The organism is Janthinobacterium sp. SUN073 (assembly GCF_030397665.1).
Taxonomy (GTDB): Bacteria; Pseudomonadota; Gammaproteobacteria; order Burkholderiales; family Burkholderiaceae_D; genus Janthinobacterium.
This window is the reverse complement of record NZ_JAPUBT010000004.1, coordinates 359582-379182: the sequence shown is the minus strand read 5'-3', so window position 1 is coordinate 379182 and position 19601 is coordinate 359582. Positions and strand designations below refer to the sequence as shown.

The 19601-nt window shown below is 65.7% G+C and carries 22 protein-coding genes; 11 read left to right on the top strand and 11 right to left on the bottom strand.

The annotated features are described in order from the left end of the window. Window positions 1-62 precede the first annotated feature (62 nt). On the top strand, window positions 63-1001 hold the full coding sequence (gene epsC / locus O0882_RS14575; RefSeq protein ID WP_289949038.1) for a serine O-acetyltransferase EpsC: 939 nt from the start codon (window positions 63-65) through the stop codon (window positions 999-1001). 82 nt (window positions 1002-1083) lie between these two features. On the opposite strand, the gene O0882_RS14570 is transcribed toward epsC, so the two are convergent. The 5 genes from O0882_RS14570 to O0882_RS14550 all read right to left on the bottom strand — a co-directional run bounded on the left by O0882_RS14570 (window position 1084) and on the right by O0882_RS14550 (window position 6107). Continuing rightward, entirely contained in the window at window positions 1084-1563 is a 480-nt protein-coding gene (locus tag O0882_RS14570; RefSeq protein ID WP_289949037.1) for an META domain-containing protein, read from the bottom strand. A gap of 73 nt (window positions 1564-1636) precedes the next feature. Next, the gene (gene bla / locus O0882_RS14565) at window positions 1637-2542 is read right to left on the bottom strand and encodes a subclass B3 metallo-beta-lactamase (RefSeq protein WP_289949036.1); all 906 of its coding nucleotides are present in this window, start codon (window positions 2540-2542) and stop codon (window positions 1637-1639) included. A gap of 100 nt (window positions 2543-2642) precedes the next feature. Further along, the gene (locus tag O0882_RS14560) at window positions 2643-4034 is read right to left on the bottom strand and encodes an LLM class flavin-dependent oxidoreductase (RefSeq protein WP_289949035.1); all 1392 of its coding nucleotides are present in this window, start codon (window positions 4032-4034) and stop codon (window positions 2643-2645) included. Window positions 4035-4037: 3 nt separating this feature from the next. Further along, window positions 4038-4871 carry a MetQ/NlpA family ABC transporter substrate-binding protein gene (locus tag O0882_RS14555; RefSeq protein ID WP_289949034.1) on the bottom strand — a complete coding sequence of 278 codons (834 nt, stop codon included), beginning with the start codon at window positions 4869-4871 and terminating at the stop codon, window positions 4038-4040. Window positions 4872-4892: 21 nt separating this feature from the next. Further along, the gene (locus tag O0882_RS14550) at window positions 4893-6107 is read right to left on the bottom strand and encodes an acyl-CoA dehydrogenase family protein (RefSeq protein ID WP_289949032.1); all 1215 of its coding nucleotides are present in this window, start codon (window positions 6105-6107) and stop codon (window positions 4893-4895) included. Window positions 6108-6361: 254 nt separating this feature from the next. Here O0882_RS14550 and ssuE point away from each other — a divergent pair, with 254 nt between their 5' ends. From ssuE to O0882_RS14525, 5 genes are all read left to right on the top strand, one after another. Then, window positions 6362-6982 (top strand): NADPH-dependent FMN reductase, encoded by a 621-nt coding sequence (gene ssuE, locus O0882_RS14545; protein ID WP_289949030.1) that lies wholly within the window; start codon window positions 6362-6364, stop codon window positions 6980-6982. Window positions 6983-7081: 99 nt separating this feature from the next. Next, complete coding sequence (locus tag O0882_RS14540; RefSeq protein ID WP_289949212.1) at window positions 7082-8011, top strand: sulfonate ABC transporter substrate-binding protein; 930 nt, start codon at window positions 7082-7084, stop codon at window positions 8009-8011. Window positions 8012-8023: 12 nt separating this feature from the next. Next, the gene (ssuD, locus tag O0882_RS14535; RefSeq protein ID WP_289949029.1) at window positions 8024-9184 is read left to right on the top strand and encodes an FMNH2-dependent alkanesulfonate monooxygenase; all 1161 of its coding nucleotides are present in this window, start codon (window positions 8024-8026) and stop codon (window positions 9182-9184) included. A gap of 1 nt (window position 9185) precedes the next feature. Beyond that, window positions 9186-9977: an aliphatic sulfonate ABC transporter permease SsuC gene (gene ssuC / locus O0882_RS14530; protein ID WP_289949026.1), complete on the top strand. Its 792-nt coding sequence runs from the start codon at window positions 9186-9188 to the stop codon at window positions 9975-9977. Window positions 9978-10002: 25 nt separating this feature from the next. Beyond that, the gene (locus O0882_RS14525) at window positions 10003-10842 is read left to right on the top strand and encodes an ATP-binding cassette domain-containing protein (protein ID WP_289949024.1); all 840 of its coding nucleotides are present in this window, start codon (window positions 10003-10005) and stop codon (window positions 10840-10842) included. On the opposite strand, the gene O0882_RS14520 is transcribed toward O0882_RS14525, so the two are convergent. Together O0882_RS14520 and O0882_RS14515 are read right to left on the bottom strand one after the other, a co-directional pair. After that, on the bottom strand, window positions 10787-11509 hold the full coding sequence (locus O0882_RS14520) for an HAD-IA family hydrolase (RefSeq protein WP_289949022.1): 723 nt from the start codon (window positions 11507-11509) through the stop codon (window positions 10787-10789). The two genes, O0882_RS14525 and O0882_RS14520, sit on opposite strands and share 56 nt — an antisense overlap. 55 nt (window positions 11510-11564) lie before the next feature. Beyond that, the gene (locus O0882_RS14515; RefSeq protein WP_289949020.1) at window positions 11565-12032 is read right to left on the bottom strand and encodes an META domain-containing protein; all 468 of its coding nucleotides are present in this window, start codon (window positions 12030-12032) and stop codon (window positions 11565-11567) included. 147 nt (window positions 12033-12179) lie between these two features. Between O0882_RS14515 and O0882_RS14510 the strand changes: the two genes are divergently transcribed. From O0882_RS14510 to O0882_RS14490, 5 genes are all read left to right on the top strand, one after another. After that, on the top strand, window positions 12180-13115 hold the full coding sequence (locus O0882_RS14510) for a hypothetical protein (protein ID WP_289949019.1): 936 nt from the start codon (window positions 12180-12182) through the stop codon (window positions 13113-13115). Further along, entirely contained in the window at window positions 13112-14584 is a 1473-nt protein-coding gene (locus O0882_RS14505) for a PLP-dependent aminotransferase family protein (RefSeq protein ID WP_289949017.1), read from the top strand. The genes O0882_RS14510 and O0882_RS14505 overlap by 4 nt, the downstream gene beginning before the upstream one ends. 131 nt (window positions 14585-14715) lie before the next feature. Further along, window positions 14716-15894 carry a benzoate/H(+) symporter BenE family transporter gene (locus tag O0882_RS14500; RefSeq protein WP_289949210.1) on the top strand — a complete coding sequence of 393 codons (1179 nt, stop codon included), beginning with the start codon at window positions 14716-14718 and terminating at the stop codon, window positions 15892-15894. Window positions 15895-15979: 85 nt separating this feature from the next. After that, entirely contained in the window at window positions 15980-16711 is a 732-nt protein-coding gene (locus O0882_RS14495; protein WP_289949015.1) for a CPBP family intramembrane glutamic endopeptidase, read from the top strand. Window positions 16712-16742: 31 nt separating this feature from the next. Then, entirely contained in the window at window positions 16743-17285 is a 543-nt protein-coding gene (locus tag O0882_RS14490) for a gamma carbonic anhydrase family protein (protein ID WP_289949014.1), read from the top strand. On the opposite strand, the gene O0882_RS14485 is transcribed toward O0882_RS14490, so the two are convergent. Genes O0882_RS14485 through O0882_RS14470 form a run of 4 tightly spaced genes read right to left on the bottom strand, consistent with a single transcriptional unit; the run spans window position 17258 to window position 19590 of the window. After that, a complete protein-coding gene (locus tag O0882_RS14485; protein WP_289949012.1) occupies window positions 17258-18199 on the bottom strand; it encodes an acyl-CoA desaturase in 942 nt (313 codons plus the stop codon). The two genes, O0882_RS14490 and O0882_RS14485, sit on opposite strands and share 28 nt — an antisense overlap. Beyond that, window positions 18199-18516: a DUF3144 domain-containing protein gene (locus O0882_RS14480; protein ID WP_289949010.1), complete on the bottom strand. Its 318-nt coding sequence runs from the start codon at window positions 18514-18516 to the stop codon at window positions 18199-18201. Before O0882_RS14480 ends, O0882_RS14485 begins: the two co-directional genes overlap by 1 nt. 28 nt (window positions 18517-18544) lie before the next feature. Further along, window positions 18545-19078, bottom strand: coding sequence for a gluconokinase (locus O0882_RS14475; protein WP_289949008.1), 534 nt, complete (start codon window positions 19076-19078; stop codon window positions 18545-18547). A gap of 8 nt (window positions 19079-19086) precedes the next feature. Then, window positions 19087-19590: an OmpA family protein gene (locus O0882_RS14470; RefSeq protein WP_289949007.1), complete on the bottom strand. Its 504-nt coding sequence runs from the start codon at window positions 19588-19590 to the stop codon at window positions 19087-19089. Window positions 19591-19601: the final 11 nt, after the last annotated feature.

Here is a 19601-nt window from a genome sequence, read left to right as displayed (position 1 = left end):
CTGTCTGCGCCGTTAAGCTGGGGCGACCCGGCCTGTTTGCCTTTTTCTGGAAGTAATACGCCATGCACAGCATTTATCCCGCAGCGCCCGCCGATGACACGGCCCAGTGGAACCTGGGGCCCGTGATCCAGGCCTTGCGCACCTCGCGCGAAGACAAGCACAAGATCCGCCATAACGGCAGGGTGCGCGAACTACCGTCGCGCGAAGCGCTGACCACCATCGTCAACGGCCTGTCGGCAGCGCTGTTCCCCACGCATTACGGGCGACCCAACCTGACTGATGAAAGCATCGACTATTTTGTCGGCGACACGCTCAACACCACCTTGAACCGGCTCAGCGAGCAGGTGCGGCGCGGCCTGCTGTTCTCCGTACCGGCCGGCGATGAAGAGGGCGGCGCCAGCGACGATACGGCCCTGGCGCAGCAGGCGCGCGACATCACGCGCGCCTTTGCCGCCAGCCTGCCCGATATCCGCGCCTTGCTGGTGTCGGACGTGCAGGCCGCCTACGCGGGCGATCCGGCCGCCACCTCGGTGGCTGAAATCATGCTGTGCTATCCGGGCACCATCGCCATCCTGTACCACCGCCTCGCGCATCGCTTGCACGCGCTGGGCGCGCCGTTCCTGGCGCGTCTGATCGCCGACATCGCGCACACCTTGACGGGCATCGATATCCACCCGGGCGCGCATATCGGCGCGTCCTTCTTCATCGACCACGGCACGGGCGTGGTGATCGGCGAGACAGCCATCATCGGCCAGCGGGTGCGCCTGTACCAGGCCGTCACGCTGGGCGCCAAGCGGTTTCCGGCTGACGCAAGCGGCGCGCTGATCAAGGGCACGCCGCGCCATCCCATTGTCGAAGACGACGTGGTCATCTACGCGGGCGCGACCGTGCTGGGGCGCATCACCATCGGCGCGGGATCGACCATCGGGGGGAATGTGTGGCTGACGCAGAGCGTGCCGCCAAATAGCAATGTATCGCAGGCGCAGATGCGCAACGATTGAGAAGAGTTAAAGGGAAAACGAACCCCAGCGCAGAAACTGGGGTCGTACCCTGAGGGTACGACCCCGGTATTTGCGCTTGGGCTTACTTCACCGTCAGCGCTTCATAGCGCGCCACGGGCACGCCATCCTTCAGCAGCAGCAATTCCTGGTCGGCGTAGCGGTAGCCATTGACTTCGCCCAGGGTGGTCAGCAGCAGGCGTTCGAGGTCCATGTCTTGCGGCTGGCACATCATCATGGTGCCAGCCATCTGTCCAAAGTTCAAGGTGCTGACGCCATCGCTGGTGTAGCCGCCCATCATCTGGTTGCAGCCGCTGTGGCCACTGGCGCGGCCTTCGGCCAGCTGCAGGGTCACTTCGCGCTGTTCAGGCGCCTTGCGCACCACTTGCTTGCCCTTCAATTCCTTCAGCTTCCACTGCGTGCCCGTCAGCTTGGGCGCCGGCTTGGCGGGCGAGGTGGCGCCTGGCGCGGCGGCGGCAGCGTCGCTGCGTACCGGTGTTTGCGCGCAGCCGGCGGTGATGGCGACGATGGCGGCGAGGGGGATCAGTCTGGCGATATTGAACATGGCATTTCCTTCTTCAAATGAATGGCGCCAGCGTAGCAGATTGGCGCTACGCCAGCGTGCACGGTTGACAAGCTTATTCCTGTTTTTCCTGTTCCAGCCGTGCGTCGAGCAAGGTGCGCGCCGCCGCCACATAGGCGTGGCAGGCCTGCGGATCGATGAAGGCATCGCTGCCGGCGGTGGCGCTCGCTTCCAGCCGCTCCCACAATTGCGACGCTTCCGGGTGCGCCGAAATGAGCACGTCGCAGGGCAGTTTTTCCAGGGTCTCGAAGCTGTGGCGCAAATCCGCCACCGCGTGCGGATACTCGCTGCTGGCGCTGAACTTGAAGCCGGGGCGCGAGACGGCGTTGAGGCTATCCGCGTAGACCATGTTCAGGCAGCGGGGACCGTCGCACGATTGCCACGTCCAGCTCAGGCCTCCGGGCGTGTGGCCCGGCGTGGCATGCGCCGTCAGCTTGACGGGGCCGACGTCGAAATGGCCGCCGTCGCGCGCCAGGCGCATGTCCTTCACGGGCGGGTACTTGGGCAGCGTGTGGTATTGCGGATCGTCCGGACCCACTTCGCCCGACGCCAGGTCCAGCGCCGCCGACGGGCTGGCGGCCACCAGCGCATTGCTGCGCCGCTGCAGTTCGGCCAGGCCGCCCGCATGGTCGATATGGCCGTGCGAATTGAGTATCAGCTTGACGTCCTCGATGCGAAAGCCCAGGGTGGCGATATTGGCGACGATCTTGGGCGCCGATTCCGGCAAGCCGCCGTCGATCAGCACGTGGCCCTGCGGCGACGTCACCAGCACGGAACTGAGGCCTTTCACGCCCACATAATAGGTATTGCCGAAGATGCGGAACGGCGCCTGGTCCGCATTCCAGGTGGCGCAGACGTCGCAGCCCGGTGTCGGCGGCGTGGCTGGCGCCTGCGCCCATGTCAGGCAGCCATGGCCTGCCAGCAGCGCCAGTGCCAGCGCGCGTGTAAGAGTGAGGGGCATTGCGATCCTTATCCGTGTTGCCAAGGTGGCGTATGCTGACACGGAACGGGGCGGGACGCAAACGCATCCTTGCATGCATGGCTGCTGGCGAAGCGGGTGTTCAGGCCGCGGCCAGGGTGGCGCCGCCGGTGGCGATACTGACCTGCCGACCCGCGTGATCGGCCCGCAGGCGCGGACCCTGGCCGAAGACCTTGTGGCGCAAGCTGCCTTCCTCGTAACGGGTGCGATAGCGGCCGCGCCGCTGCAGTTCCGGCACGATGTGGGCGACCACGTCGGCCATGCTGTCGTGGGCCACGGCGAAGGCGAGGTTGAAGCCGTCGATGCCCGTTTCGTCCAGCCAGCTTTCCAGCTGGTCGGCCACCTGGCGCGCGTCGCCCACCAGCACCGGGCCGCGCCCGCCCAGGCCGATGTATTCGGCGGCCTCGCGCACCGTCCACGTGCGGTCCGGGTCGGCCTGGCTGAACGACGCCAGCGCCGAGCGCCCGGCCGGCGAATCGATGTAGTCGATGGTGGCGTCGAGCGGGTAGCGGCTGAAATCGACGCCCGTCCAGCCCGACAGCAGCACCAGCGCCGCCTCGATATTTACGTGGCGCAGGTAGTCGGCGTGCTTGGCGCGCGCCTCTTCTTGCGTGGCGCCCGTGATGACCAGCGCCTGCGCGTAGATCAGCAGCGCATCGCCATCTCGCCCGCTTTGCCGCACGGCGGCGCGCAAGTCGTCGGCGTAACGCTTGACCACCGTTTTGCTGGGGCCACTGACAAACGTCGCTTCCGCATGGCGCGCCGCAAAGCGCGTGCCGCGCGGCGAGGTACCCGCCTGGTACAGCAGGGGCGTGCGCTGCGGCGACGGCTCACACAAATGGATACCGGGCACCTGGTAGTGGCGCCCGGCATGGTTGATCGGATGTACCTTGGCCGGATCGGCGTAGATGCCGCGCACCTTGTCGTTGACGACGGCGTCGTCGTCCCAGCTCTTTTCCCACAGCTTGTAGACGACGTCGAGGTATTCGTCGGCCAGGTCGTAGCGTTCGTCGTGACCCAGTTGCTGCTGCAAACCCAGGTTGCGCGCCGCGCTGTCTAAATAGCCGGTGACGATATTCCAGCCGATGCGTCCCCCCGTCAGGTGGTCGAGGGTGGAAATGCGCCGCGCGAACGTGTACGGATGCTCGTAGGTGAGGGCGCAGGTGACGCCGAAACCCAGGTGCGTGGTGGCTTGCGCCATGATGGGCACGAGGGCCAGCGGATCGTTCAGCGGCACCTGCACGCCGTGTTCCAGGGCCGCATCAAGGCTGTCCCGGTACACGTCATACACGCCCAGCACGTCGGCCAGGAACACCGCGTCGAACAGGCCTACTTCCAGCAGCCGCGCCAGCTCCGTCCAGTGGGCGGGCTCGGTATAGCGGTGGCTGCGGTCGCGCGCATGCGTCCACAGTCCCGGCGACTGGTGGCCCACGGTATTCATCTGGAAGGCGTTGAAGCGTATCGTCTTTGCCATGGCTTATTTGGTCACCGAGTTGGCCGCCGTCTGCAAGGCTTGCTGGTAATCGGGTTTCGAATAGCCGGCAAAGTGCTTGTTCGTGATGGCGAGGAATTCGCGCGAGCGGTAAGCGGCCGCCAGGTCTTTCGCGAACGGCTTGTCCTTGTCGGCCGTGCGGATGGCCACCAGGTTGATGTAGTTGGGCGAGATTTTCTCGGCCACCAGCGCCTGCGTCAGTTTCAACCCCGACGCCAGCGCGTAATTGCCGTTGATGAAGGAGTAGTCGGTGTCGCCCAGCGAGCGTGGCAGCTGCGCCGCTTCCAGTGGCAGCAGCTTGATTTTCTTCGTGTTGACGGCGATATCCTTTTCCGATGCGCGCACGGGGTCGAAACTGGCGCGCAGCTTGATCCAGCCCAGCTGGTCGAGCAGCACCAGCGCGCGCGCCTGGTTGGTCGGATCGTTCGGCAAGCCCACCGTCGTGCCTTCCTTCACGTCGTCGAGGCTCTTGTGCTTCTTGCTGTAGATGGCGATCGGCGCCGTGGGGATCGTGATCAGGTCCGTCAGCGCCAGCTTGTGTTCCAGCGCGAATTTCTTCAGGTAGACGATGTGCTGGAACACGTTGGCGTCCAGCGAACCTTCGGCCAGCGCGAAGTTCGGCTGGATGTAGTCATTGAATTCCACCAGCTTGACCTTGTAGCCCTGTTTTTCCAGGATAGGCTTGATGCCCAGCTTGATCTGGTCCGCGTACGGCCCGGCGCTGGTGCCGATGGTGATGTCTTTCGGGTCCTTGGCGTGGACAAAGCAGCTGGCCAGGGCCCGGGCGGTGAGGAGGATGCTGCGGCGGGCGATGGTCATGTTGGCTCCTTTGTGGGTGAATTATGAGTACGCGGTCGGCTCGGGCACGGTGCCGGTCAAGGCAAAGCGTCCCAGGTCGCGCAGCTTGTAGTCGATGGGGTCGTGCAGGGTATGCACGCGCACGTTGCGCCAGTAGCGGTCGAAGCCGTATTGGGCCGAGGTGGATCTGGCGCCCGTCAGTTCGAACATCTGGCTGCTGATTTCCAGTCCCGCCTTGTGCGCCAGGCATTTGGCTTCGGCCACGGCCACCGCCAGCAAGCCCCGTTCGCGCGCCGTCACCAGCGCACCCTTGCGAAACACCTTTTCCAGCTCCTGCGCTGTGCCGTCAGCCAGCACTTGCGCGGGGCGCAGCAAGAGCCACAGCTGGCCGTAGCGGTGCTGGATCAAAGGGTCGTCCGTTGCCTTGGCCACGCCCGAGGCAAACCAGGCTTTCGCCTGCTCGTCCGTGTAGCGGCGCGCCGCCTCGAACGCGCCTTCGGCGATGCCCAGATATAAATTCGCCATGATCAGCTGCGCGATCTGCGAGCGCACCGTGGCTTGCGGCGTGGCGGCTTGCGCGGGCGCCTGCAGCACCAGCTCGTGCGGCAGGGCGACCGCCTGGAAATGCACATTGCCGCTGTCCGTCTGGCGCTGGCCGAAGGCATCCCAGTCCGCCTGCACGCTCACGCCATCCTGGCGCGTCGGCAGGGCGGCGATCAGCGCCGTCTGCGTGGGCGCGTGCCAGGCGGAGACGGTCAGCCAGTCGGAGCCCACCGAGCCGGAAGAAAAGCTCTTGATGCCGTCGAGGATGAAACCGTCGTCGCTGTCGCTGGCCGTGACTCTTTTGTCGAGCGGATTCAAGGCATTGCCCCAGAACAGGCGCTCGTCGACGGTCAGGGTGAGCAGGCGGCGCTGCTGTTGCGCGCTGCCATACAGCTGCAGGCCGGCCAGCTGCAGATGGTGGAAGCCGAAGACATGCGCCAGCGCGCTGTCGGCGCGCGCCAGGATGCGGATCACCTGGTACACGAGGGGCCACGACGCGCCCTGGCCGCCGAATTCCACGGGAATCGACAAGGTGAGCAGACCCGACTCGCGCAGCCATTCGCGCTCCTGGGCCGCATGGCCGCCGGCCTGGTCGCGGGCATTCGCCGTTTCAGCCAGGCGCGCGGCCAGCTTTGTGGCGATGCGGATGGCATCCTGCAGCGGTTCCTGTGCGGGGACCTGGGAGCGGGCGGAGTGGAGAAAAGCGCTAGACATGAGTGACATTCCAGAAAGACGATGAGGCCGATATTGCACCGCCAGGCGCGTGCCGTACACGAAGAAAACCGCGCATGGATATGCGAAAAAAGCCGCGTCGGGACAGGCGCCTTCGCTTGCGGGGCGTCAGGCCCGGATAGTCAAAAAACGCATATCGAAGCGCGAAAGCATTCGTTTTACCCGGCTGATGATGGCGATAGGCTGCAAGCATCCGAGCAGATCCACTTTCGACAACCTACAGGGACGGGCATCACATGAGCATCTTGTTATTGGGCGGTAGCCCGCAACTCCCATCGAGTTCCAGCCGCCTGCTGCTGCATATCGGCGAACAGCTGGCGCTGCAGGGTCACAGCTACGCCAAGCTGCATGTGCGCGACCTGCCGGCGCGTGCCCTGCTGCTGGCCGACTACGACGACGTGGCGATTGCCCGCGCCGTGCGCGCCGTGGCCGACGCCGACGCCATCGTGATCGCCACGCCCATCTACAAGGCGTCCTATACGGGTTTGCTGAAAGCCTTCCTCGACTTGCTGCCGCAAGATGGTCTGGCCGGCAAGCTGGTGCTGCCGCTGGCCACGGGCGGCGGCCACGCCCACACCCTGGCGCTCGACTATGCGCTGCGTCCCGTGCTGCATGCGCTGGGCGCCAAACAAGTCTTTACCAGCATCTACGCCAATGCGCAGCAGCTGGACTGGAACGAAGAGCGGGGCCTGAGCCTGGACGCGCCGATTGCCGCACGCGTGCAGGCCGGCATCGAGGAGCTGTCTGCCGGCCTGTTCGTGCTGCAGGGCCGGCGTCCGCCCGCGCCAGCAGAGGTCCCGCATCCCGTGCGTTCGCTGCAAGACCAGCCTTACGACCCGCAATTTCAAGCCGCCTGATTATTTACCGACCAAGGACGCACCATGACACACCGCCACGCACAACGACTCTCGCGCCGTACCACTTTGGGCTTGCTGTTTGCCGCCGCCGCCGGCGTGATGGCGGCCGGCATGCCGGCCGCGGCGCTCGCGCAGGCCAAGGGGGAGGTCCAGGTGCGTATTGGTTATCAGAAATACGGCACCCTGACTCTGCTGAAAGGGCGCGGCACGCTGGAAAAACGCCTGGCCGAACAGGGCGTGGGCGTGAAATGGACGGAGTTCCCGGCCGGCCCCGTTCTGCTCGAAGGCTTGAACGTCGGCAGCATCGATTTCGGCACCGTGGGCGAGGCGCCGCCGATCTTTGCGCAGGCGGCCGGCGCCAACCTGGTGTATGTCGGCAATGAGCCGGCGTCGCCGGCCAGCGAAGCCATCGTCGTGCCCAAGGGCTCCGGCTTGCACACCCTGGCCGATTTGAAGGGCAAAAAAATCGCCCTGAACAAGGGCTCGAACGTGCACTACCTGCTGTTGAAGGCGCTGGAAAAGGCCGGTGTCGCGTATGCCGACATCCAGCCCGTCTTCCTGCCGCCGGCCGATGCGCGCGCCGCTTTTGAACGGGGCAGCGTGGATGCCTGGGCCATCTGGGACCCGTTTCTGGCGGCCGCCGAAAAGCAGCTGGGCGCGCGCGTGCTGGCCGATGGCAAGGGCCTGGTGGCGAACTACCAGTTTTATCTGGCCTCGCGCACGTATGCGGAAAAGCATCCCGAGATCCTGCGCATCGTGCTCGACGAAGTGGCCAAGGTCGATGACTGGGGCCGCAACAACCCGGACGAAGTGGCGACGATTTTGTCGGCGCAGACTGGGCTGGGCAAGGATGTGGTGGCGCTGGCCGCCTCGCGCTATGCGTATGGCGTCAAACCCGTTTCCGTCGACGTCATCGCTTCGCAGCAAAGGGTGGCCGACGCCTTTTCCAGCCTGAAGCTGATTCCGAAACCGATCGTTGTCAAGGATGCGCTGCTGCCGGCGCGCCAGCTGGCCACCAGCGCAAAATAAGGAACATATATCATGTCATTGAATGTCTTCTGGTTCATCCCCACCCACGGCGACAGCCGCTACCTGGGTACGTCGCAGGGCGCGCGTCCCGTCGATGCCGATTATTTGCGCCAGGTGGCCGTGGCCGCCGATACGCTGGGCTACGACGGGGTGCTGCTGCCCACGGGCCGCTCCTGCGAAGACGCGTGGGTGGTGGCTTCGTCGCTGATCAGCGTGACGCAAAAGCTCAAGTTCCTGGTGGCCGTGCGGCCCGGCCTGTCCACGCCCGGCCTGGCCGTGCGCATGGCGTCCACGTTTGACCGCCTGTCGAACGGGCGCCTGTTGATCAACGTCGTCACGGGCGGCGACCAGGGCGAGCTGGAAGCGGACGGCCTGTTTGCCGACCATGCCAAGCGCTATGAAATCTCCGATGAATTCATCAAGGTCTGGCGCGCCACGCTGGCCGGCGAGGGCGGCGCGGCCGGCTACGATTTCGAGGGCAAGCATATCCAGGTAAAGGGCGCGAAAACCCTGTACCCGCCCGTGCAGAAACCGTATCCGCCGCTGTATTTCGGCGGCTCGTCGGAGCCCGCGCATGAACTGGCGGCCGAGCAGATGGACGTGTACCTGACGTGGGGCGAGCCACCTGCCGCCGTGGCGGAAAAGATCGCCGACATCCGCGCCCGTGCGGCAAAAAAAGGCCGTACAGTCCGGTTTGGCATCCGCTTGCACGTGATCGTGCGTGAAACGAACGAAGCGGCCTGGCGCGCGGCCGATGAACTGATCAGCCATCTGGACGACGACATCATCGCCAAGGCACAGGCGGCCTTCCGCAAGATGGATTCCGTGGGCCAGCAACGCATGGCGGCCCTGCACGGCGGGCGGCGCGACAAGCTCGAAGTGTCGCCGAATCTGTGGGCCGGCGTGGGCCTGGTGCGCGGCGGCGCGGGCACGGCCCTGGTGGGCGATGCGCCCACGGTGGTGGCGCGCATGCAGGAATACGCGGACCTGGGCATCGACACCTTCATTTTCTCGGGCTACCCGCACCTGGAAGAAGCGTACCGCTTCGCCGAACTGGTGTTCCCGCTGCTGGGCAAGGGCAAGGCCGTGGGTGAGCAGTCACTGACGGGGCCTTTCGGCGAAGTCATGGCCAGCAATATCGTGCCGGCCGCGCCGCAGAAAAAGGCGGCCTGAGATGGAGACTGCCACCGTCAGGAATCCGCCCGGCACGCCATGGCGCAATGTCTTGGCGCCGTGGGCTTTGCCCGTGGCGCTGCTGCTGGCCTGGCAATTGGCCGCGCAGTGGGGCTGGCTGTCGAGCCGCATCCTGCCCGAGCCGTGGGCCGTGGCGAAGGCTTTCTGGCACCTGGCCGTGTCGGGTGAACTGTGGCTGCACCTGAAAACGAGCTTGTGGCGGGCGACGGTCGGTTTCGTCATTGGCGCGGGACTGGGCTTGCTGCTGGGCCTATTGACGGGCAGCTTCCGCCATGCGGAAACCCTGCTCGACACGACATTGCAAATGGTGCGCAATATCCCGGCCCTGGCCCTGATCCCGCTGGTGATCCTGTGGTTCGGCATCGACGAGACGGCCAAGCTCTTTCTGCTGGCCGTCGGCGTGTTCTTTCCCGTCTACCTGAACACCTTCCACGGCATCCGTTCGGCCGACCAGGGCTTGATCGAAATGGCGAAAAGCTATGGCCTGTCCGGCTGGCCCCTGTACCGCGACGTGATCCTGCCGGCCGCCATGCCCTCCATCCTGGTGGGCGTGCGCTTCTCGCTGGGTCTCGTGTGGGTGCTGCTGATCGTCGCCGAAACCATCTCGGCGCAGGCCGGCATCGGCTACATGACCATGAATGCGCGCGAATTCCTGCAAACGGACGTGGTGCTGGTGGGGATACTGCTGTACGCCTTGCTGGGCAAGCTGGCCGATTTATTCTCGCGCCGGCTGGAACGCCACTGCCTGCGCTGGAATCCCGCCTACCGATAGTGACGAAATGAGGAAAGAAAATACCATGCTGCTCGCCCCCATCCAGATCGAAACGGATTTTTTGTCGCACTTCGTGCAGTACGATCCCGCCAGCGCGCCGCCGCAGGCCAAGGCGCCGTCCGCCCCCTTGCAACGGCGTGGCGTTCCCTTGGAACTGACAAACCTGAGTAAATCCTACACCAGCCGGCCCGTGCTGAAAAACGTCGACCTGCAGCTGGAAGCGGGCGAATTTGTCGCCATCGTGGGGCGTAGCGGCTGCGGCAAGAGCACCTTGCTGCGCTCGATCGCGGGGCTGGAAAGCGTCGATGAAGGCGAGGTTGCCATCGGCAGCGGCGTGGGCGCGCCCGATATCCGCATCATGTTCCAGGAATCGCGGCTGCTGCCGTGGAAAACGGTGCTCGACAACGTGGCCTTGGGGCTACCCCGCTCCGTCGGCGCGGCGGCCGCCTCGCTGTGGACGGTGGGCCTGGCCGAACGGGCCGACGACTGGCCGGCGGCCCTGTCGGGTGGGCAGAAGCAGCGCGTGGCGCTGGCGCGCGCCCTCGTGCACGAACCGCAATTGCTGCTGCTTGACGAGCCATTGGGCGCGCTCGACGCGTTGACGCGCATCGAGATGCAGCAACTGATCGAGTCGCTCTGGCTGGCGCGCGGTTTTACGGCCGTGCTGGTGACGCACGATGTGGCCGAAGCCGTGGCCCTGGCCGACCGCGTGCTGCTGATCGAGGATGGGCGGATTACCCTGGACGTGCGGGTGGACTTGCCGCGTCCCCGTCAGCGCGGCCATGCGGCGTTCGCCGCGCTGGAGCAGGCTATCTTGTCGCGGGTGCTGCAACCGCAGGGTCGGACAACTGCGCCAGCACGATGAAACCATCCGCATCGACGGTCGCCACGATGCCCTCGTAGCTGTCGATGGCCGGGTGGCGCGTGGCCAGCGGGTGCGCATGCGTGGCCGTGACGACGATGACCTTCGCGCCGGCCGCCTCGCCCGCCTCGATGCCGACGGAGGCATCTTCGAACACCAGGCAGTCAAAGGGCGCCACGCCCAGTTTTTCCGCCGCCAGCAAATAGCAATCGGGCCTGGGTTTTCCTGCCTTGACGTCTTCCGCCGTCACCATGATGGCGGGAATGGGCATGCCGGCCGCCTTCAGGCGCGCCGTGGCCAGCGCCCTTGGCGCCGAGGTGACGATGGCCCATTGCGCGGGCGGCAGCGACTGCAAAAAGCGCAGCGCGCCCGCGATTTCAATAATCCCTTCCACATCGATGATTTCCGCATCCGTGATGCCCTGCGATTCGCGCTGCGCATCGACGCCGGGCAGGCGCAGCTTGGCGATGGTGTCGACCGAGCGCGCGCCATGGATGGTGGGTAAAAAGGCCGCTACATCAAGGCCCTGGCGCTGCGCCCAGGTTCCCCAGATGCGTTCGGCGGCGGCGATGGAATTGATGACGGTGCCGTCCATGTCGAACAGAAAAGCCCGATAGCGACCGGCGGCCGATGGTGGCGGTGGTGAAGACGGCGAGGGCAGTGCGGACATGGCTTCCTTCCGGATGATGGGCTGGAAGCCATTGTAACGGCAGTCGATTTTTATTTCACAGGTAGACTGATTCAAAGCGGGCCACGGGCGCGCCATCCTTGAGCAGGATCAGCTTCTCTCCCTCAAGCTGGTAGCCCGTCACGCTGTTCAAATTGGCCAGCACCGCGCTTTCCAGCTGCATCAGGGGCGGCGGGCAGGCCATGCGCGTGCCAGCCAGTTGCGTGAAACGCAGGGCCGTGCCGGCCAGCGTATAGCCGCCCATCACGCGGTTGCAGCCCGTGAAACCGGTGACCTTGCCATCGTCGCTGAGGGTGATGCGCACTTCGCGCTCCTGCTGCGGCGCCATCACCACGGGGGCGCCATCGAGCTGCGTCAGCTTCCAGTAGGTATTCGTCAGGCTGGCCTGCGGCGCCAGTCCGTTGTCTGGCTTGGCGCTGTCGCTGGTGGTGGCGCAGCCGCCGGCCATGGCGATGGCGGCGGCAAGCGGAAGGTATTTAAGATGATGCGTCAGGCGATGCAGCATGGGATGCTCCTGTGAGGGGGAATGCGTGCAGACTAGCAGGTTTTGCGCGCCGCTCAGCGCACGGCAGCGGTGATTGTTTCCATTTTGCCAGTCCTGGCATTAAACTCATGCTTTCTGCTGTTTCAACCTTGATCGGGAGCCGGGCCGATGCTGCAAGCGCAAGCGCTGGATAATCGACTGGTCGCCACCACTGGCGACGACGTGCTGGTCGACCGCATCGTGCCCGGCGCGCCGCTGGTCATCGCCTTCGGCTTCGTCTCGTGGACCACGCGTCCCGCCTTCGATTTTTACGGGCGCTTGCGCAAGCTCGAGCAGGTCAGCGGCCAGCACCTGAACAAAATCCTCGTGCGCGACTCCGGCAATGCCTGGTACCACCGCCAGATCACGGGCCTGGGCAGCCATGTGGACGAAACGGCGCAGGCCTTGCGCGAGCTGGTGAACCGCATTGCGCCAAGCCAGGTCACTACCATCGGCCAGTCCATGGGCGCGTATGCGGCCGTCATGTTTGGCTTGCTGCTCGATGCGCAGCAGATCGTCGCCTTTGGGCCGCTGTCCTTCCTCGACGTGCAGCAGGCGCGTTTGTACCATGAGCTGCGCTGGCTGCCCGTGATGGAGTCGCTGGCGCAAGACCCGCCGCTCTCGGGTTACTATGACCTGGCGGCCCTGTGCCGCGCCAGGGCCACGGACGACACGCATTTGCACCTGGTGTTCGGCACGCGGCCGGACGCGGCTAACCTTGGCGCCAGCACCAGCGAATCGGTGAACCTCGACGCCATGCACGCGCAGCGCCTGGCCGCCTTCGGCCGCTGCACCCTGCATCCGTTTCCCCAGTCGGGCCACGCGGTGGTGCAGCACCTGATCGACACAAAACGGATCAACGGCTTGCTGGCCCAATGCATACTCGGTCTCACTTTGGCGCCCGAGCCGATGCCGGAGATCGGCGCCGCCTGGCAGGACTGGGTGGCGGAAAACCTGCGTTTGGGCTGCGCCAGCGAACAGCTGGTGGCGGTGCTGCAGCAGCACGGCTTTTCGCCGGCCAGCAGCATGGCGGCCGTGGATGCCGCCCGCGCCAAGGTCATATGACGGCGCAGTTCGAACTCGACACCCTGAAGATCCGCCTCGCCGCTCCCGAACTGGCGGCGCTTGACTTGCGCGTGCGCGTGCAGCGCGCGCTGCGCCAGCTGATACTCGATGGCGTGCTGGCGCCCGGCCTGCGCCTGCCGGCCACGCGCGCGCTGGCGCAATCGCTGGGCGTGTCGCGCGATACGGTGGAAATGGCGTATGCGCAGCTGCGCCTCGATGGCTATCTGCGGCGGCAGGCGGGATCGGGCAGTTTTGTCTCGCCAACGATAGGCGCGAGCTTGCTGGGCAAGTCGTCGTCGGCATTGCGACCCGCGTCCGCGCAGCCGGTGGCCCTCAGCATGCGCGGCGCGCAGATTCTCGCCAGCGGCGGCGTGGCCGACCAGCAGAGTGTGAAAGCGTTTGCCACCGGCTTGCCGGAAACGCGCGCCTTTCCGCTCGCCGTGTGGGAGCGCTTGCGGCGCCAGGCGGCCAGCAGCGAACACCATGTGCTGCTGCACGGCGACCCGCAAGGGGCCGAGCCTTTGCGGCAAGCCATCGCCGACTATGTGAACCTGGAGCGGGGCGCGCGGGCCACGGCCGGCCAGGTGCTGGTGCTGAGCAGCACGCGCCAGGCGCTGTATCTGTGCGCGCAGGTGCTGGCCGATGCGCATGGCCCGATATTGATGGAAGATCCTGGCTATTTTGGCGCCCGCAAGGCGTTCGAGATGGCCCAATTGCAGGTGCTGCCCGTGCCTGTCGACGCGCATGGCTTGTCCATCGAGCACCTGCGGGCGGACCGCAGCGGCGCCAACACGGTGTACGTCACGCCGTCGCACCAGTACCCGACGGGCGCCACGCTGGCGCTCGAGCGCCGCCTGGCCCTGACGGCCTGGGCTGCGGAGCGCCAGGGCTGGATCATCGAGGACGATTACGACAGCCAGTTCCACTATGCGGGCTTGCCGACGGCTTGCGTGCAGGGGCTAGATACGCAGCAGCGCACGATTTACCTGGGCACCTTCGCCAAGTCGCTGTATCCGGGCCTGCGCATCGGCTACATGGTGCTGCCGCCCGCGCTGGTGAAACCGATGACGCATGCGCGCAGCATCCTCGACGGGCATACGCCGCAACTGGACCAGCTGACATTGGCCCGTTTCATCGCCGACGGCCATTTCGCGGCCCATGTGCGCGCCATGCGCAAGGTCTACGCCGTGCGCCGCGACGCGATGGCGCAGGCCGTGCGGCGGCACTTGTCCCACGTGGTCACGGCGCAGCTGCCGCCGGGCGGCTTGCAACTGCCGTGTTTGCTGCATGAGGGCAGGGACGAGCTGGACACGCTACGGCTGGCGGCGCAGGCGGGCATCGTGCTGCCGGGCCTGAGCCGGCTGTATGCGACGCCGCCGGCGCGCGGCGGCTGGCTGCTGGGCTTTGCCGCGCTCACGCCGCACGAGATCGACAGCGGCATCGTCCGCCTGGCGCGCGCCTTGGGGTGATCGATCAAGTGGTCTGCTGGATACGTGGAAATTGGACTGCCTGAGCAGTCCATGTGGCGATTAAGATGCTCCCTTTCAATGGCAGGGGCATACACATGACAACCACAACCACAACCACAACCACCGCCGCCATGGCCGACCGGCTGCACTGGCGCGATCTTGCTGCCCCCACGATGGCCGCCTGCATCTCCGTCCTCGTCAACTATGGCGGCACCTTCGTGCTGGTGTTCCAGGCGGCCCAGCTGGCCCAGCTGAGCGCGGCGCAGACGGCGTCCTGGGTCTGGTCGCTGAGTATCGGCGTGGGCGTGACGGGCATCTGGCTCAGCTATCGCTACCGCGCGCCCATCATCACGGCCTGGTCCACGCCCGGCGTGGCCTTCCTGGCCACCGTCATGCCGCACACGCCGTATGCCGAGGTGATCGGCGCCTACATGGTGTCCGCCATCGCCTTCATTTTGCTGGGCATGTCCGGCGCCTTCGAGCGCCTGGTGCGATGGATTCCTGGCGGCATCGCCGCGGGTTTGCTGGCCGGCATCTTGCTGCAGTTCGGCGTGAGCGCGTTCGGCGGCGCCAGCGCCGACCCGCTGCTGGTGGCGGTGCTGCTGCTGTCGTACGCCGTGCTGCGCCGCTTCACGGCACGCTTTGCCGTGGTGGGCATCATGCTGATCGGCCTGGCACTGCTGCTGGCGCAGGGGCGCATCGATGCGCAAGGCATCGAACTGGCCCTGGCCGCGCCCGTGTTCGAGATGCCGCGCTTTTCCGTGGCGTCGCTCCTGGGCGTGGCGCTGCCCTTGTTCCTGATCACGCTGACGGGGCAATACATGCCTGGCATGCTGGTGCTGCGCAACGATGGTTACCCCGTCAGCGCCAATCCGATTTTGACGGTGACGGGACTCGGTTCACTGCTCATGGCGCCATTTGGCGCGCACGCCTTCAACGTGGCCGCCATCACGGCCGCCATCTGCACGGGCAAGGATGCGCATGCGGACCCGTCGAAGCGCTATGTCGCGGGGCTGGCGTGCGGCGTGCTGTACATCCTGGTGGGCGTCTTCGGCGTGACCCTGGCCAGCCTGTTCATGGTCTTGCCGCGCAGCTTCATCACGGCGCTGGCGGGCCTGGCCCTGCTGGGCGCCATCGGCAACAGCCTGGCGCAGGCGATGGCGGACGTGCGCATGCGCGAAACGGCGCTGATCACCTTCCTGGCGACGGCGGCGAACGTGACCCTGCTGGGCGTGGGCGGCGCCCTGTGGGGGCTGGCGGCCGGGCTGGCGGCGCATGGGCTGATGCACGGCTGGCGCAAGGCGGCATAGCAAGACAGGTTGCCCGTTTTGCCAGCCGCCGCATACAATTGCTGCGCCCGTGCCCATTGGCACCGTACTTTTCCCGATGTGAGCGATGGCCGACCTGACTTCCCTGGCGCAGTACCTGCTGGCGATCACGCCCGCCTTCCTCGTCTGCGCCGCCTTGCTGCTGGCCGTGCCCCGGACGGTGCCACTGCTGCGCGTGCTCGTGCACATGCTGTTTTTCGTGCTGGCGCGCGACGCGATGACGGCGCACGGCTACTGGCAGGTGGCGGCGGGCGGCCTGCGTTTCACGGCACCGCCGCTGGTCTTGCTGGCGCTGGGCGCCATGTCGCTGGGGCTGGTGGCGAGTACGTGCTGGCTGGAAAGCGAGGCGCGCCGCCAGATCCGCTGGCTGGGCATGCGGCCAGCCCTGTCCGTGCTGCTGGGCGTGGCGGGCGCGGCCCTGATCGTCGCTCTGGCGACGGGCTTGAAAGCCCTGTTTAACTTGCCGTCCCTGGCGCCCGTTTCCCCATCCGCGCTGCCCTTGCTGCTGGGCTTTGCGCTGGCGGCCAACTGTTACGAGGAATTGCTGTTCCGCGGCTTGCTGCAGCAGCAATTGCGCGCCTGGCTGCCGGCCTGGCGCGCGGCGCTGGTGTCGGGCCTGTTGTTTGGCCTGTGCCACGCCTTCCTCGCCACCACCGTCACGCAGGTGGGCGCGCCCATCCTCGTGTTTACCGTGATCGAAGGCGTGGTGGCGGGACTGGTATATTGCCGTGCCGGCTTGCTGGGCGCGTCCCTGGCGCATGGCCTGGCGATTTTTGCGCTGGCCGCCGGCTGGGTGTGAATGTTTACTTTTAATGAAAAGCGAGAAAGCGATGCCTGTCAGTTCCTACCTGAATACCCGTCCCGTCGTGGGCGAGCGCGTCTACCTGCATGACACGGCGCAAGTGATTGGCGATGTGCAGATCGGCGACGACTGTTCCATCTGGTGCAACAGCGTGCTGCGTGGCGACGTCAACCACATCGTCATCGGCGAGGGCAGCAATATCCAGGACTTTTCCATGGGCCATGTGTCGCACAAGAATGCGGCCAAGCCCGACGGATCTCCCTTGACCATCGGCAAGTACGTGACCATCGGTCATTCCGTGATCTTGCACGGCTGCACCATTGGCGACGAATGCCTGATCGGCATGGGCAGCATCGTCATGGATGACGTGGTGGTGGAAAAGCACGTGATGCTGGGCGCGGGCAGCCTGGTGTCGCCCGGCAAGGTGCTGGAAAGCGGCCATCTGTACGTGGGCCGGCCCGCCGCCAAGGTGCGCGCGCTGACGGAAGCCGAAATTGCCTACCTGCGCTATTCGGCCGAACACTACGTGCGCGTCAAAAACAATTACCTGGCCGGTGGCGACGACGCCTGATTGTCGGCATGATCGAGGCGGCGCAGTTCCGGCCGCGGCGCCAGGTCTTGCGGCAGGCGCAGGCCGGACACCAGGCCCATGCGTTGCCACAGCAGCAAGACCCACCAGCCGGGATCCCATTCGCCCGGTAGCAGGCCCAGCCTGGCCGAGCCCGGATACGCGTGGTGGTTGTTGTGCCAGCATTCGCCCATGGTCAGCAGCGAAGCCAGGCGGATATTCCTGCCTTGCACGGCGGCGCCATCGACATGAAAGTGCATTTGTCCATGGTTGTGGGCGAAGTAGCCGATCAGCCAGTGACCGAGTACGCCGGCGCTGACGCGCGCGCAGACACCCCAGCAGACCAGGCCCCAGCCACCCCAGGCGTAGAACAGCACGGCCCACGGCAGTTGCTGCAGCATCCAGGTTCTTTCCAGAAAACGGTAAAAGCGGTCGTGCGCGATGCGCGCTTCGATGGCGATGTGCGGCGGATGGTTGAGGTCCAGGCGGCAAAATAATTGCCACCAGGCATCACGCCAGAAGCCGGCGCCATGGCGCAAATAGGGGTGACAGTCGGGCAGGCGCTGGGCATAGTCGCGCAGTTCGTGCTGGCGCAGCAGGCCCAGCGGGCCACTGAGTCCCACCAGCACGCCCAGGTAGACGAGTATATATTCCAGCCATGTTGGGCAATGAAAGCTGTCGTGGATCAGTTTTCGGTGGCTGCCCAGCGAATGGCCGAACAGCAGGACGATGGCCGTGCTGATAACAAACAGTAGCAGGCCGGTCCAGGTGAAGAAGAGCAGGGCGCCGGTCACGGCGCCGGCCAGCATGGTTATCAGCCACAGCGATTGCAGCGGCGCATGGCGCACTGTGCCGTCGAGCACGCTGCCGGCGTGCGTTGCGCGGACGCGGTGGCTGTCCAGGCTGGCTGCGGACATCAATCCTTGGGGGCTGCCGACGGTTGCGTGTACTTGTCGAAGTTGGTGATGTAGTCGTTGAAGTTGTCGGTCAGCATGCGCTTGTACTGTTCCGTGAAGAAAGCCACGGCGCCTTCCTTTTCTGCCTGCATCTTGGCCACGTCGTTGCTCTTGCTGGCGACGAGGAAGGCGTTGAAGCGGGCGGCCGCGTACAGCAGCGAGGTGGCCACTTCATTGCCGCCGCTATGCTGGCATTGCTCATTGGCCAGGGCGATGACCTGGTCGGCGCGTTCCCAGAATTCCGGGCCCGGTGCTGGTTTTGTCGTTGGTGTGTTCATGAAAATCCCTATGAAAGTGCGCGCCAGTCTACACAGGGGGCCGCGGGCTGTCCAGCCGTGCGGCTGCCTGTGTAGACTGCAGGATCTGTTCCAGCAAAACGGGCAGCGGCTGGCGGATGTCGAGCACGATGCCGGCCTCGTCCGCTTGCAGGGGCTGCAGGGTGGCCAGCTGGCTGTCGAGCAGGCTGGGCGGCATGAAATGGCCGGGACGCCGCATGCGGCGCTCCAGCACGTCGCGCGGACCGTCCAGGTGGGCAAAGCGCAGGGCCGGGTCACCTTCGCGCAGCACGTCGCGGTAGGCGCGCTTCAGGGCCGAGCAGGACACGACCAGGCCGCTGCCTTGCGCGCGGGCCATGGCGATGCGCTCGCGCAAGGCGGCCAGCCAGCCGGCCCGGTCGGCATCGTCGAGCGCAATGCCGGCGGCCATCTTGGCCACGTTTACCGGGGAGTGCACGTCGTCGCCTTCCACGTAGGGCACGTGCAAGGCGTCGGCCAGCAGCTTGCCGACGGCGCTCTTGCCGCAGCCGGAGACACCCATCACGACCCAGCGCACGAGGGGCACGCCCATTTTCAAGGCGCAGAAACGATGACGGTGACGCGGCGGTTTTCCGCCTTGCCCGTCTTGCTGGCGTTCGAGGCCACCGGTTTGCTCATGCCCAGGCCCTTGACGGAGATGTTGTCGCGTGGAATGCCCGAGGCGCTCATGGCGTCGGCCACCACGTTGGCGCGCGCCAGCGACAGCTTGTTGTTGTACGCTTCCGTGCCTTCGTTATCCGTATGGCCTTCCACGCGCATGTGCGTGATGCCCACTTTCAGCAGGGCGGCGCTGATTTTCTGGATGGCGTTGCGGCTCGGTGCCGTCAGCTTGGCGGCGTCGAATTCGAACAGCAGCTTGTCGGTAAAGCTCAGCTCCCAGCCTTCGTCGGTCTGGTTGAAGCCCTGTTCCTTCAGGGTGGCGACTTGTTCGGCGTTGAACAGCGGTTTGGTCTCTGGCGTGCTTTGGCAGGCGGCTAGCAGGCCCAGCATGAACAGACCGAGGAAGCCGAGGCGTAATTGCTTGTAGATGAATTGCATGGTGTTGCTCC